Source organism: Lactonifactor longoviformis DSM 17459 (assembly GCF_900129135.1).
GTDB lineage: Bacteria > Bacillota > Clostridia > Lachnospirales > Lachnospiraceae > Lactonifactor > Lactonifactor longoviformis.
The window spans coordinates 1-14,838 of sequence record NZ_FQVI01000047.1 but is presented as its reverse complement, the minus strand read 5'-3'; the positions used below and the strand labels follow the sequence as shown (position 1 = coordinate 14,838).

The 14,838-nt window shown below is 42.8% G+C and carries 9 protein-coding genes and 1 pseudogene; 9 read left to right on the top strand and 1 reads right to left on the bottom strand.

From position 1 onward, the window contains the following. On the bottom strand, window positions 1-427 hold a 427-nt coding region (locus BUA56_RS21530; RefSeq protein WP_072854820.1), incomplete at its 3' end, for a rubredoxin-like domain-containing protein. 446 nt (window positions 428-873) lie between these two features. On the opposite strand from BUA56_RS21530, the gene BUA56_RS21525 reads away from it, so the two are divergent. From BUA56_RS21525 to BUA56_RS21485, 9 genes and pseudogenes are all read left to right on the top strand, one after another. Then, window positions 874-1,119 carry an HPr family phosphocarrier protein gene (locus tag BUA56_RS21525; RefSeq protein WP_072854819.1) on the top strand — a complete coding sequence of 82 codons (246 nt, stop codon included), beginning with the start codon at window positions 874-876 and terminating at the stop codon, window positions 1,117-1,119. Window positions 1,120-1,272: 153 nt separating this feature from the next. Beyond that, complete coding sequence (locus tag BUA56_RS21520; RefSeq protein ID WP_072854818.1) at window positions 1,273-3,549, top strand: helix-turn-helix domain-containing protein; 2,277 nt, start codon at window positions 1,273-1,275, stop codon at window positions 3,547-3,549. A gap of 169 nt (window positions 3,550-3,718) precedes the next feature. Next, window positions 3,719-5,059 (top strand): ABC transporter substrate-binding protein, encoded by a 1,341-nt coding sequence (locus BUA56_RS21515; RefSeq protein ID WP_072854817.1) that lies wholly within the window; start codon window positions 3,719-3,721, stop codon window positions 5,057-5,059. Between the two features lie 67 nt (window positions 5,060-5,126). Then, window positions 5,127-6,020 (top strand): carbohydrate ABC transporter permease, encoded by an 894-nt coding sequence (locus BUA56_RS21510; protein WP_072854816.1) that lies wholly within the window; start codon window positions 5,127-5,129, stop codon window positions 6,018-6,020. Between the two features lies 1 nt (window position 6,021). Next, entirely contained in the window at window positions 6,022-6,855 is an 834-nt protein-coding gene (locus BUA56_RS21505; protein WP_072854815.1) for a carbohydrate ABC transporter permease, read from the top strand. 18 nt (window positions 6,856-6,873) lie between these two features. Continuing rightward, window positions 6,874-8,760: a glycoside hydrolase family 2 TIM barrel-domain containing protein gene (locus BUA56_RS21500; RefSeq protein WP_072854814.1), complete on the top strand. Its 1,887-nt coding sequence runs from the start codon at window positions 6,874-6,876 to the stop codon at window positions 8,758-8,760. Continuing rightward, window positions 8,744-9,706 (top strand): beta-galactosidase small subunit, encoded by a 963-nt coding sequence (locus BUA56_RS21495; protein WP_072854813.1) that lies wholly within the window; start codon window positions 8,744-8,746, stop codon window positions 9,704-9,706. Before BUA56_RS21500 ends, BUA56_RS21495 begins: the two co-directional genes overlap by 17 nt. Window positions 9,707-9,732: 26 nt before the next feature. Continuing rightward, window positions 9,733-10,668 (top strand): AraC family transcriptional regulator, encoded by a 936-nt coding sequence (locus tag BUA56_RS21490; RefSeq protein ID WP_072854812.1) that lies wholly within the window; start codon window positions 9,733-9,735, stop codon window positions 10,666-10,668. A gap of 172 nt (window positions 10,669-10,840) precedes the next feature. Next, window positions 10,841-14,838 (top strand): annotated as a pseudogene (locus BUA56_RS21485) (FIVAR domain-containing protein); the annotation flags it as partial.

Below are 14,838 nucleotides of genomic sequence, written 5' to 3'. Positions count from 1 at the left end.
TAGCCAGGTCAAACTTACCGGCAGTAGCTCCGTTTTCAGCTTCTACTCTCATTTCAAGGTTTTTCTTGGTGCTGTCTGTTACAACTTCCCCAAGCAACTCAGCAAATTTAGCTGCGTGCTCTGCCTCTTCATAAGCAGCTTTTTCCCAGTATAAACCGATTTCAGGATATCCTTCTCTATGGGCAACTCTTGCCATTGCAAGGTACATACCGACTTCTGAACATTCACCTTCAAAGTTTGCTCTCAGGTCAGCAAGGATGTCTTCGCTAACGCCCTTTGCCACGCCGACAACGTGCTCTGCAGCCCAAGTCTTTTCTCCGCCCTGCTCGATGAATTTCTCAGCTGGAACTCCGCAAACCGGACATTTTTCAGGTGCTGCATCTCCCTCGTGAACATAACCACATACACTGCATACGAATTTTTTCATTATGATCTCTCCTTTTTTGTTTGAAATTTAATGGTAAAGTTACCTGTTACATTATGTAACCTGTACGTTTTTTAATAATAGTAATTGTTACTGATATCAATATAACTTATTAGATTAAAAAAGTCAAGTATAAATTGAAAAAAATTAGAAATATATGGATTACGCCTCCCCATCTCATGGAAAACGCGGGGTGAGATGGTAATCACTGATACTTAGGGAATTTGCGTATGGTCTCTTTGGCATGTATTTTGTAATATAACATAAATAGTGTAGAGAAATTTTGGTACAAAAGTGATAAAATTAAGTATAATAGTGTAAATACATTAACATATATCAAGGAATCAAACAATATATCATAAGGTATTAGACCATGATATGATACGATACCCAAAAATAAATGAACGTTCTCTTTAGGGAGGCGCCGTAAAAGGAAAGAGGCGGGTTATATGGTAACATATAAAATAATACTTAGAACAGCTGAGGATGCAGAAAAGCTGGTAGAGAAACTGGAAAAATATGATTTTGATGTTGATGCTGGCTGGGGACATTATATTATAGACGCCAAGTCTCTGTTGGGAGTAATGGGACTGGGTATAGGGAAAGAGATTGAACTGCGGGCGTACACAAGTACCCGTGAGACGCTGGATATGGATTTAAAAGGATTTTTAACAGATTCTGAGACGACTGGCTGAGTTGTTTTTATGTAGAATATGATAATTAGACGGAGAGGACAGGGATATATATGGCTATAGTAATTATGGTGTTGCTACATAAAAATAGTCATGTAGATTCCTGTTTTCGTTTGCTGAAGAAGCTGCAGAGGTTCTGGACAAGGGAGGAGAGCTATGGTGGTCTCATATTTACTAAACAAAGAAAAAAGGAGAAGGCTGCCGTTGAAATCGGCGTATTACTTATTGTTTTTTATATTGATCGTAATTCCTATTCTGGGGGTGCTTGTAGTCTCACTAATTTTACTTAACAGGCAGTTTGAACAGCAGGCTGTGGAGATGGTTCAGCGCGCGCAGGAAACAATTGCTGCGGAACTTATGTCAGATATTGATGTTATGTCTATGAGACTTTCAAACCTGGTATATGCAAATGACAATGAAATTCTGAAGTATGCTGCCGGGACAGATTTACTGGACTCTAGTGACAGGTATCAAAATATCCAAAATCTAAATAAAGCGCAGAATCTTTCTTTGGAACCGGTTAAAGATATCATCTCCATTAGTTTTCAGATGAAAAGCAACCATAATTTCTATCTGAAAAACGAAATTAAAAGATCAAGTGATCAAATCAAAGAAGAAGAGTGGTATCAAAATGCACTGAAATCAAAAAATAATATTGTTATTGGAACGTATGATACAAGGGATATGAATGATTTGTTTTTAGGTGGAAACAGGGATATGCTGATTTTGATTTTTGCACTTTCACCGGACATTAAAACAGACCGATCTCAGAAGATAGAGATGATAATTCTGTATCAGTCATCCAATGTGGCTGACAGAATAAAAGCAAATAACAAGAAATACAGGCAGGGAAAAAATAAGCTGGGGATTACACAGATTAGAGATTCAGGCGGTAATCTCATTTATTCAACAGAAGATAGCAAAGATTATTCTGGGCTTCCAGGTTATACATGCATTAAGACGCCGGTAACTTTCCGGGATACAGTCTGGTATATAGAAAATTATGTAAGGCCTGGGGAATTAAGCGGGGATTTCAGGAAGACCGCTTTGTTAGTACTGGGTGTTGCTGTTATGGTACTGCTTTTTGCAAGTTATTTCTCCAGGTATTTTCTGAGAGGTATTGTAAAGCCCGTAGAGGCAGTGAATCAGGGGTTGAAGCAGGTGGAAGAAGGAAATCTGGATGTGTATATTGCGCCGGGCGGTCAATATGAAGTGCGCAACATGATGTATCAGTTTAATGCAATGGTGAAGAGGCTAAGGGCGTTGATTCAGGAATATGAAGAGAAGGTAAAAAGCAGAGGGAAGACAGCACAGGAATATTTTTGTTTAATGATGAAGGGGTGTATGACACCGGAGGAAGCAGATAAAGAAACAAAAGAATTTTTTATGGATCAGTATGCAGTTTTTGGACTCTATATTTCAAACCAAAAATCGGTGAGCATGGAGGGTCATATTACGGCCAGCCTTGTAAATAGTTTTGAGAGAAATCCCAGATATGCGTCCAGGTGCCTTACGTATACAGATACACCCAATTTCCTTCAGGTATTTTACCGAATTACAGAGGAAGATTACCGATCCAATATGGTTCGTATGATAGAAGAGATACAGCGTATTGGATCCAGGGACTATGAAGTACATATTTTTGCGTGTATCAGCAGAAAGGGTACAGGGCCACGGTCCTTTGCCGAATGTGTGAGAGAGGTAAAAGAAAAGATCTGTCTTCGCCATCTTGTAGGAGAGGAAGCATTGATAGAGCTTGAGGAATACGGAGAAGAGGTAGAAGATATTATCCGTCTTTCTGGGGAATATAGCAGACTGGCAGAGGCCTTGTATATAGCAGATGAAAAAAATGTGACGGCGGAAAAAGAGAAGCTTTTTGCGCTCTTCAGCAGGACGGCAGAGGATGAGATTAGAAAGCATATGTATGCTCTGATTCTTGCTATTGGAGATCGATTTACTAGGGACGGAAATAATTTCTTTAATCTTTTCGGACAAGAATATAATTATGTAGAGAAAATAAACCGCATTGAAGAAATGAGAAGTATAAAATTATGGATAACAAATTACTTGGCGTGGATTGTGGATTACTCTGCATCAAAACTAAATATATCTGAAACCGACATGGTAATAAAAGCAAAGCGTTATATGGCGGATAATTATGAGGATCCCGGCCTTTCGTTAAGCAGTGTGGCCAAATATGTTAACCTGAGTGAAAAATACTTTACTAATAGGTTCACCAAAGAAGCGGGAGAGACATTTTCAGAGTATCTTACTGGCCTCCGGATGCAAAAAGCCCGGGAATTATTGAGAACGACCAGCTTTAAAGTATACGAAGTGGCAGAAATGGTAGGGTATAATAACGTAGAGCATTTTAACCGGATGTTTAAGAAACTGCATGGAATGAGTCCGACTCAGTACAGGAAGGAATCATAAATGCTGTAAATTGGAAAGAATTATTACTGTTAATCAGGAAAGCATACGAAAAATCGCAATCAGGTAAACTAAGGTTATGGTTAAATATCAAAAAATGTGAAGATATGAGATGGAAGGATTTCTCCATAACTGTTAAGGTAGGGGCATCAAAAAAAGGAGGTACTTTCGTATGAAAAGTAAAAAAATAATTGCTGCCTTGTTAACAGGGGCAATGCTGGCCTCCGCATTCGTGGGATGCGGAGACGACAAAAAAACAGAAGGGAAAGCAACTGCAGAAGAAGGGGGGACTTCAGGGGACGAACTGTCAGGAACTCTTACCTTTGCAATATGGGACAATAATCTGAATGATTTTATAGAATCTTCTGATATGGTAGGAAAATTCCAGGAAAAATATCCGGACATAGATATTGAAGTAGAGAAGATTAAAGACGACAGTGAGTACTGGAATACAATGAAGATGCGTGCATCTGCCGACCAGCTGCCGGATGTAATGTTTAACAAGACCTTTACCTTATCAAGATTTAAAGATTATCTGATTGACTTATCGGATACAGAGGCAGCAAAGAACAACGATCTTGCGGAAGGGTATGCTGTGGACGGAAAAATCCTGGGGATCCCTATGACTGCCGGTTATGAATATGTATATTACTGGAAGGATATGTTCGAGGAAGCAGGCGTGGAAGTGCCTACAACATGGACCGCATTTGAAGAGACAGCGAATAAGCTGCAGGATTTTTATGGAAAAGATAACGGAAACTTTATGGCTATTGCCTGCGGACTTAAGGATGAGTGGCCCGATTATCCATATATGGAGTTTATGCCTGCTTTGGAGTCTGGTAACGGCCAAAACTGGAACTCCATGGCAGAGCAGGACACACCCTTTGCAGAAGGTACAGACATTAATAAGGCATATCAGAAGGTTAACAGTCTCTTTACATCAGGGGTTATGGGGAAAGATCCGCTGGGGATCGGCAGTGATCAGGCGACAGCTCTTTTTGCTTCAAAAGATGCAGCAATTATTGCTCTGGGAGACTGGGGCCTTCAAAACATTCAGAATAATACAGACGATACCTCTGAACTGGGGACTTTTTATCTTCCGACCAGAAATTCAGAGTCAGATCCCTTTAACGTATTAGTGCAGGGTGATTCTTTTATGGGGGTAACCACACATTCCAAGAATCCAGAGGCAGCAAAAGCCTTTGTAGAATGGTTCTATTCAGATGCATGGTATCCGGATTATCTGGATTATATCACCTCAGCTTCTTCTATGAAAAACTTCCCGAAAGAAAAGGATCCTATACTGGCGGAGGCAGATGAATTATGTCCGGACAGACAGCTGATTATGTACGATGGCGGCGGAGATGACTTTACAGCGATTCAAAATGAAACAACCTTTGACTATAAAAAGCTGGGAGCGGAAATGCTAACAGACGGCTTTGATCTGAATGAAACCTTAAAAACTCTGGATGGCAAGTGGGCAGAAGCCAGACAGAAACTGGGGATTAAATAGGCGGCAGAGCCAATAGGTAATTATCTGAGGGCCGACTGCGCGGCCCTCAAATTATGAGGAGATAATCATGGGAAAATTAAATAAAAAGAAAAACAGGTTTATTGTCGTATCACTGATAATACCTGTTCTGCTTTTGGTAGCCTTTGTCTTCTTCCCGGCAGTAGATCTGTTTCGTATGAGCTTTACAGACTGGGATGGGTATTCCGCGGAAAGCAGTTTTATAGGTCTGGGCAACTACATAGACATGTTCAAAAATCAGGATTTATGGCTTTCTTTAAGAAACAATGCCGTATATTTTTGCGTACATCTCTGCATGATTGTTGTAGAACTGGCATTTGCCGTACTTCTGACAAGCAGGCTCAGGGCGGCCAAATTCTATAAAACAATGGTATTTATGCCTTACATCATTAATGGAGTGGCCATTGCGTATGCGTTTTCTTATTTCTTTTCTCCAATCAATGGTGCGTTTGATGCTGTATTGACAGGGGTCCATCTGGAATCCTTTATCAGGAATTGGCTTTCAGATCCTAAAATTGTAAATTTTGTGCTTTCCTTTGTTTCGCTGTGGCGGTTCAGCGGTTATCATGTGATTTTATTCATGGCAGCTCTCCAGTCTGTCTCCAAGGATATGGAGGAGGCAGCAAGAGTGGACGGAGCAAATGCCTGGCAGATGTTTAGATACATCCAGATTCCTTCTATTATGCTGATGGTGGATTTTGTACTCTTTGACAATATCAGGGGTGCCCTGCAGGTATTTGACATTCCTTTTGTAATGACTTCCGGAGGTCCGGGATATGCTTCTTCAACATTTACCCTATATACCATTAAGACGGCATTTACCTTCTCTAACTTCGGCCTGGCCGCAACTATGGCTGTGGCCATTATGATTATGATAGTTGTAATCTATCTGATACAAAATAAGGTAATCCATGGACTGATTTTAAGAGACAGGAGGAAATAAGATGTTAAAAAAAATAACAAATCAGGCTGTTAAACAGATTATCTGCCTGTGTATGGTGGTAATAGTTGTTGCTCCTATTCTCTTAACACTCTTTGCGGCATTAAAGACTAAGGCAGCAATTAATACTACGTCGCCGCTGATGTTTCCCGCTATGGATGAGCTTACCTTTGACAACTTTAAGAAGGTTTTGACAGATAAGTATTTACTGCTAGGGTTCAAAAATACGTTTATTATTCTGGCTGTATCTCTTGTGTTCAACGTTATATTTGGCACTATAACAGCTTATATTATGGAGCTCTTTGAATTCAGGGGGAAGAAACTTGTAATAGCCTTGTTCTTTATTGGCATGCTGATCCCAAGCTTTGTGACAGAGATCTCGAGATTTCGGATTATTCAGGGGCTCCATCTTTATAATACTCTGGGCGCTCCTATTGTTATCTATATTGCCGCCGATTTAATGCAGCTCTATATATACAGACAGTTTATATCAGGGCTGCCGGTAGCATTGGACGAGGCAGCTCTTCTGGATGGCTGTTCTTACTTTGGGCTTTTTACAAAGATTATTTTTCCTCTGCTTGCCCCGGCGACGGCAACTGTATGTATTATAAAGACTATTAATATTATTAACGATATGTATGTACCGTATCTGTATATGCCAAAGAATAAACTTCGTACACTAACTACATTTTTAATGAATTATGCCAATGCTCAGCAAGGCTCCTGGCAGACCCTGGCGGCAGGTATCATCATTATTATGATCCCTACAATTCTTATTTATATGTTTTTCCAGAGATACATTCTGGAAGGCGTTGCGGCAGGTGCGGTAAAAGAATAAGCAGACAAGGAGACAGAGATGGAAGCAGATATCAGATGGATAGATAACCCTGAAGTTTTTCGGGTGAATCAGCTGCCGGCCCACAGCGATCATGAATTTTACCATACAACAGAGGAACTTTTACATGGGAAAAGCTCGTTGGTACAATCCCTAGACGGCCAGTGGCAGTTTCACTATTCGATTAATGCCTCAGTAAGACCGGTGAGTTTTTACAAAAAGGATTTTAATGCAGCAGATTTTGATTGGATAACAGTACCAGGCCATATAGAACTGGCAGGGTATGATAAAAATCATTATATTAATACGATGTATCCCTGGGAAGGCCATGAATTTCGCAGGCCTGCCTTCAGTATGGAGGCAGGCAATACTGGGGAAGGGTCTTTTAGCAGCGCCTCCTGGAATCCGGTTGGTTCATACCTGTGCAGGTTTGATCTGAAAGAAGGAATGAGGGGCATGCGGATCAATATTCGCTTTGAGGGGGTAGAGCAGGCCATGTATGTATGGCTGAACGGGGCTTTTATCGGTTACGCAGAAGACAGCTTTACTCCTTCTGAGTTTGATCTGTCTCCTTATATAGAAGAAACAGGGAATATACTGGCTGTAGAGGTACATAAGAGAAGCACTGCTGCCTTTTTAGAGGATCAGGATTTCTTTCGGTTTTTTGGTATCTTTAGAAGTGTCAGCCTGTATGCCAGGCCTGGTATTCATCTGGAGGATATGTGGGCTAAGCCGTTCTACCGTGTGGAAGAGGGAGTGGGGGAACTGGAGCTTGAGCTGAAATTATCCTGCATAAAGCAGGGCGGTACTGTAAGGGCGGTGCTGCAGGATGAAGAGGGCCATATATGCATGGAGCAGGAAGAAACAATAAAGGAAAAAATGAAACTGGTGTCGGATGGACTGGGAAAGGTAACTCCCTGGGAATATGGCTTTCCGTATCTGTATACTCTGCTGCTGGAGCTTAGGGACGCCGATGGAAATATACAAGAGATTGTGCCTTATAAAATAGGGTTCCGTACAATTGAAATCTGCGGCCGGGTAATTTTTCTGAACGGCAGGCGGCTTATCCTGAATGGTGTGAATCGACATGAATGGAGTGCCCGAAGAGGGAGAGCTGTCACAGAAGAGGAGATGGACTGGGATATAAGATGTATGCAGAGGAATCATATAAACGCCGTCCGCACCTGCCATTATCCCAATCAGATTCCGTGGTATGCGAAATGTGATAAAGCGGGAATTTACATTATGTCGGAGACTAATCTGGAATCACACGGATCCTGGCAGAAGATGGGTGCTGTGGAGCCAAGCTGGAATGTCCCCGGGAGCATTCCCCAATGGCGGGAGGCCGTTCTTGATCGGGCCAGGACCCATTTTGAAACTTTTAAGAATCACGTATCCATAATTTTTTGGTCATTGGGTAATGAATCCTATGTGGGTGAAAATATTAAACTTATGCAGGACTTCTTTCGGCAGTCGGATCCTACACGGCTGATTCATTATGAAGGTGTCTTTCACAACCGGGTGTACGGGGATGCCATATCTGATGTCGAAAGCCAAATGTATGCGCCGCCTGGCCGTATCAGAGAGTACTTGGAACATAACCCTTCAAAACCTTTTATACTTTGTGAATATATGCATAATATGGGAAATTCTCTTGGAGGCCTGAAATCTTACATGGAGCTTTTGGATCAATATGAGATGTACCAGGGGGGCTTCATCTGGGACTTTATCGATCAGGCTTTATGGACTGAGGATGAGGTTACCGGGGAAGCTGTGCTGCGATATGGAGGAGACTTTGACGACAGGCCGTCGGATTACGAATTTTCTGCAAACGGGATTGTGTTTGCAGACAGGACAGAAAAACCAGCTATGCAGGAGGTGAGGTACTATTATGGCAAATATAGGTGAAAAACTTGACATTATTTATGGAGACGCAACTCTGGGAGTGAGAGGGCACGGGTTTCACTATATATTTTCCTATCTGACCGGAGGTTTGGAATCGATGGTAATACAGGGCAAAGAGTGGTTATACCGTACTCCCAGGCCCACATTCTGGAGAGCATCTACTGACAATGACAGAGGCAATGGATTCTGTACTTCATCTGGGATATGGCTGAGTGCGGATATGTTTATGAACTGCATCAGGTATGAGGTGTGGACTGACGGGAAAATGGAGAAAAGGATCACTGCTCCGGGGAATAATCATTTTACGGGAAAAGAAAAGGCCAGGGTGGTAAAAGCAATATTTGTGTACGAAACAATTACAGTACCTGCTGCTGCGGTGGAGGTGAGCTACCAGATAGAAGAAACCGGAAAAATTACGGTCAGGGTACATTACTGTGGGCAAAATGGACTGCCGGAACTTCCTGTGTTCGGAATGCGTTTTGTAATGCCTACAAAAGCGGTGGGATACCGTTACAAGGGACTCTCGGGAGAGACCTATCCAGACAGGATGGATGGGGCTAAACAAGGGGTATACTATATACGGGGGCTCCCTGTTACCCAATATCTGGTTCCTCAGGACTGCGGTGTGCATATGGAGACTGAATGGGTAGAGATTTACAGAAATAAAACACAGGATAACTCCATGAAGAATACAACGGTAAGTGGTGTCAGATTCTCCGCACTGGGACACAAATTTGCTTTTTCCTGTCTTCCTTTTACTGCGGAGGAACTTGAGAATGCTACCCACCAGGAGGAACTGCCTCTGCCCAGAAGAACGGTAGTCAGTATTCTCGGAGCGGTGAGGGGGCTGGGGGGAATCGACAGCTGGGGCTATGAACCGGAACCTGTCTACCACATAGATGCAGCAAAAGATATAAATTATTCATTTCAGATTACGGCCGCGGAGTGATTGCGGACAGAGGGAGGGGTGTTTTTATGGCGCGTAAAAGAAAACCCAAGATAGAATTCAGATACTACGAGACAATGGCAAGGCTGCCGATTCTAGCCCTAACCGGAGAGAGATGGAAATACTGCTCGGGAACCCATACGGACTGCCTTCATTTTCATAATCTCATGGAAATCGGTTTCTGTTACAACGGCAACGGATGTTTAGTACTTCAGGATAAGCCTTACCCAATACATAAAAATATGTTTTCGGTAATCCCTAAAAACTATGGCCATACCACGGACAGTATCCAAGACAGTATCATCAGCTGGGAATATCTGTTTATTGATGTGGACAGGGTACTAAATCTGATGTATGACGGTAATGAGAGGCAGATCGTGCCGCTAAAACGTGCTATAAACCAAAGGGCTCATTTTCTGAGCACGCAGGATTATCCGGAAATCGCAACCTGTATACAGGCTGTTTTTAAGGAAATACAGGAGGAGAAGCCTTATTATACAGAGAGCGTACTGGGATTGACTGGTACGCTCTTGCTGTATATTGCCAGGCTTAACTTACATAAACAGGAAACCCGTACAGCAATGGATGATAGTGGAATGGAGCAAATCGCACCGGCCCTCGAATGGCTTCTGCGGGAGTACCATAACCCCGTAAGGGTTACGGATTTAGCAGAGTGCTGTCACATAAGTGAGCCTCATTTCAGAAGAGTCTTTAAACAAATTATGGGGATTACCCCTCTGGAATATATCAATAAAGTAAGAATAATGAACGCAAGTCAAATGCTGCTAAATGAGGATGAAAATATTGTAGATGTCGCTTACAAAGTGGGGTATGCTTCCGAGGGAACCTTTATTCGAAACTTTAAAAGATATATGGGGCAGCTTCCTAATCAGTTTAAAAAGCTGCCCCGTGATGGAAGAAATAAGCTGGATGAGTATGAGGTCTTTATCGAAAACGGATGGTAAAGACAGCGATAAGTGAGCGAAAATAAAACAAATGTGAGCGAAAATGAAAACATCAGACAGATAGGGTGGGATAAAATATACACAAAATATTGCAATGTTTTTATCAGGATTCATGCAGAATGCTGAACACAATTGCTTCTCAAACATAAACAAAACAAAAAGGAGGAAAAGTATGAGAAAAAAAAGCCTGCTGAAAAGAGGGTTGGCAACTTTAGTCGTTTCAACTGTCGTCTTGAGTTCCACTCCTGTATATGCAGCGGAGACAACCGCCGTCGGAGATACCGAAATTACAGAAGATAACTCTGCCGGAGATATGGAGGTGCCGGAGAGTGAACTGCACGATGCTGAGGACAAGACATATCAAGAAACAGAAATCCCGGGAACAGAGGACTCAGAGGATGAAATGCAAGACGAGGCGGAGCCGGAAGAACTTCCGGTAATGCTGGGTGCAGCAGAAGAAGAGGATGTGAAAAGCGTCTCCGACGAGATTCAGGTAGTAAACGGTGACTTTGAAGCGTATGAAGGTAATGTGATAACAGGATGGGTGTATGGAAACCCCTGTGAGGCTATGCCGGAACTTGAAGAAAACACAGACAATTACCTGGCTAAGATTACAAGAGGTGAAATAACACAGGACATCACATTAGAACCGTATAAAAATTATACAGTTACAGCAAGATTTAAGTCTGATGTAAGAGGGTATGCCAACATTTTGGTTAAACCCCAGGATCCATCTTTGACGGAACCGGACACTGTGGTTAAAACCACAAAAAATAATGAATGGGAAAATGCAGAATTAACTTTCAGTGCGCCGGAGGACGGCAAAATTACCTTGGTTTTGCGAGGATACATACGCCAAAAGTGCTGGTTTGATGACGTTGTGATTACTGAAGTAGCAACAGATTATACAGCGCTGCAGGCAGCAATTGGCGATGCTGAAAGTAAAATACAGGGAAAGGACAGCTATACACCTGAGACATGGGCTGTATATGAAGAGGCTTATAACCGGGCAGTTTCGGTAAATGAAAATCCGGAATCTTTTCAATATGAGATTGATGCCGCGGCGACAGTACTTAACAGTGCGCTGGCAGGTCTGATTCTGGCTTCCCCGGAGGGCGCAAATGTATATTATATAGATTCTCAAAGTGGTAATGACCAGGCCGATGGTCTGACACCGGAAACAGCCTGGAAATCACTCTCAAAAGTGGGCCAGCTTAGACTTGACGCAGGGGATCAGGTGCTTCTGAAGGCAGGGTGTGTCTGGAATGGAGAGAAGCTGACAATTAATGAGGCAAAGGGAAGCGATGAAGCAAAAGTCGTAATCGGTAAGTATGGAGAGGGCGAGCTTCCTATTTTGAATGGCCAGGGTGGAAACTGGGAATACAGCAGAAAAGAAGAACTGGCAACTGTACATGTATTTAACTCCTCTGACATTATTATTGAAAACCTGGAGGTTACTAACTATGATGCTGAGGCTGTAAATTACGGAAGCGGAATTATTCCGGAAAGTGATAAGCTTCTTTCTGCTATTGTAGTGGAAGGCAGGGATGCCGGGCAGCTAAAGAATATTACGGTAAGAAATAATGTGGTGCACGATGTAAATGGACGAATGACAGGCGGTACAAGTAAGTCTGCAGGCGGAATTATATTTTATGTAAACGGAACTGACTTCACCAATCCTGACAATAAAACCTGGTTTGATAATATTTCCATTGTGGGAAATGAGGTATACGACGTTTGCCACGAAGCTATTTATATGCAGAGCCTTTGGGGAAAACGTCCTTTGGTGGCAGAAGGAGACGGAGAATGGGCAGGCTGGGATAATGTATATATTGCACATAATTATGTACATCATACAGCTGGTGATGGCATTGTAATAATCAATACTAAGAACGCCCTGGCAGAATACAATCTGGTGGCCGGCGTGGCAAATGAGGACTACAGCAGTTCCGGAAACCCTGCACACGCCGGGCTCTGGTGCTGGGATGCCAACAATGTAGTCATGCAGTATAATGAGGTCTGCAATACGGAGTCCACAAAGGACGGTATGGCATTTGACTTTGATTATGGGGTCCAGAATTCCATATATCAGTATAACTACACACATAATAACAAAGGCGGTTTCTTTATGGTGTGCCCGTCGCCTTGGGGGGCTACCGTCAACTGCGTTGCCCGCTATAATGTAAGTGTTAATGACGGAGGCTTTGACGGAACTAGAATTATGCGTTTTGGAGGCCAAAACAGTTATGGTATACAGGTTTATAACAATACGATATACTGGGCTGACAGCGTGGGAAGTAATTTCATAGTAGCGGAAAAAGGTACCTGGGACGGCGGAAGCTCCAGAGGCACCAGGGTCTTTAATAACATTTTATATGGACCTTCCGGAGAAGAACAGGACGCTGAGGGACGGACCTTTGCTGTGAATGGGGTTACGTATGACAATAACTGTGTATGGGGAGGATGCGAGGACGCATACCTTGCTCTTGACATGGATAAAGATGCAGTAATAGCAGATCCTCAGTTTAAAGATACCAAAAATTTTACACACGGAAGCTTTGCCGACAATATGGTTACACTTGGAGCGGTGGATGGGTTTATGCTCGAAGATACCTCGCCTTGTATCAGTGAAGGTGCAGAAATACCCGATGCACCTCAACAGAATGAAGATATACTAATTCAAAATAAATCACTCTTGGAGGATTATGTAGATACGCCAATTCAGAAACCGGCAGTTGATTACTATGGTAATCCTATTATAAGCTTGTCAAATCCAAATATTGGGGCTTATGATGGAAAAGGAAATATAGGGTCAGAGGCAGTGGAGCTGAACGTACTGTATAAGACATGTGCCAAGAAGGATTTGAGCGCTTATACTACAGGCAGCCAGGAGGTATTTGCCTCAGTGTTAGAGGATGTAGAAAAATTGCTGGATCAGGGCTCTCTGACTGCTGAAGATGAGGAAAATGCAAAAGTTAGTCTTCAGCAGGCACTGATAGGTCTTGTAAAAAAAGGTGATCTTACATCTTTGAAAGCACTGATGAATGGGCTGGAACAGGCGGCGCTGCCGCAGGGTTCATACACTGAATATCGCTGGAATAATCTGCTGAATGCCAAGACAGCAGCGCAGGCAGTACTGCAAAAGCAGGATCCAAGTCAGACAGATGTAATGCAGGCGGAAAAAGATTTGGAAAAGGCAATCAGGGATCTGAGATCCTCCCAAAAGGATTCGGCAGAGGAGGAACTTGCGGCAGTACGACTGCTTAGTCTATCTGTAATCTATAATGCAAAAGCAGAAGTGTCTGAAGGGTACACCAAGGGATCACAGATTTTAATTGATGAGGTACTCAGAAAATTATCCAGTGTGATAAAAACAGAGGATGAACGTGCGGAAAGCACAGTTCTTACTCTCGCCGAAAAGTTGGTCAGAAATAGTAAGATCACATCAGATGAAAAGAAACTGTATCCTGCAATGATTGCCGCTGAGGCAGAGCTTCAGGAGATCGTACGGACGGGAACCAGTAAGATTACTGATAAAACAGCGCTGGAAAATACAGTGGAGGCATATGGCTGTCTGATTGAAGAAAGATATACAAAAAATGGGTGGGAGAACTTTCAGAAGGCGCTGGATGATGCAAAGAACATTCTTAATAGCGCGAATGCTACGCAGACAAAAACAGATAGTGCAAAGGATACTTTAATCCAGAGTGCTTCTGAACTGCTTACCAAGGAAGCACAGGGGTACCAGGAGGCCAGGGCTGCTTTGCAGAAGACATACGACGAGGCATTGACAAAACTGGAAGGAATCTACACAGAGAATTCCTGGAAGGAATTGGCAGATAATATTGAGGTGGCAGAAGGAATTCTGCAGGATGCCGGTGCGAAGCTGGAAGAAGTGGAAACAGCGGAAAATGGACTCCGTTCAGCTATAGAAAAGTTGGAATTAAAAGGCAGATGGGTCAAGGAGCAGAGCGTCTGGGCCTATATAAAAAGTGACGGAAATAGAGCCAAATCAGAATGGGTTACAATTGACGGCAGCAAATATTACTTTGGTGCAGACAGTCAAATGACTGCTGGCTGGCAGAAAATCAGCGGAAGATGGTACTATCTGGGAAGCGCGGGGGACGGCTCCATGAAGAGCGGCTGGCAGAAGGTCAGCGGAAGATGGTA

Excerpts from the sequence above, each read along its gene's own strand:
- BUA56_RS21525 (WP_072854819.1), top strand. The coding sequence starts at position 874 with ATGGTAACATATAAAATAATACTTAGAACAGCTGAGGATGCAGAAAAG.
- BUA56_RS21505 (WP_072854815.1), top strand. The coding sequence starts at position 6,022 with ATGTTAAAAAAAATAACAAATCAGGCTGTTAAACAGATTATCTGCCTG.
- BUA56_RS21495 (WP_072854813.1), top strand. The coding sequence starts at position 8,744 with ATGGCAAATATAGGTGAAAAACTTGACATTATTTATGGAGACGCAACT.
- BUA56_RS21510 (WP_072854816.1), top strand. The coding sequence starts at position 5,127 with ATGGGAAAATTAAATAAAAAGAAAAACAGGTTTATTGTCGTATCACTG.
- BUA56_RS21500 (WP_072854814.1), top strand. The coding sequence starts at position 6,874 with ATGGAAGCAGATATCAGATGGATAGATAACCCTGAAGTTTTTCGGGTG.
- BUA56_RS21520 (WP_072854818.1), top strand. The coding sequence starts at position 1,273 with ATGGTGGTCTCATATTTACTAAACAAAGAAAAAAGGAGAAGGCTGCCG.
- BUA56_RS21515 (WP_072854817.1), top strand. The coding sequence starts at position 3,719 with ATGAAAAGTAAAAAAATAATTGCTGCCTTGTTAACAGGGGCAATGCTG.
- BUA56_RS21490 (WP_072854812.1), top strand. The coding sequence starts at position 9,733 with ATGGCGCGTAAAAGAAAACCCAAGATAGAATTCAGATACTACGAGACA.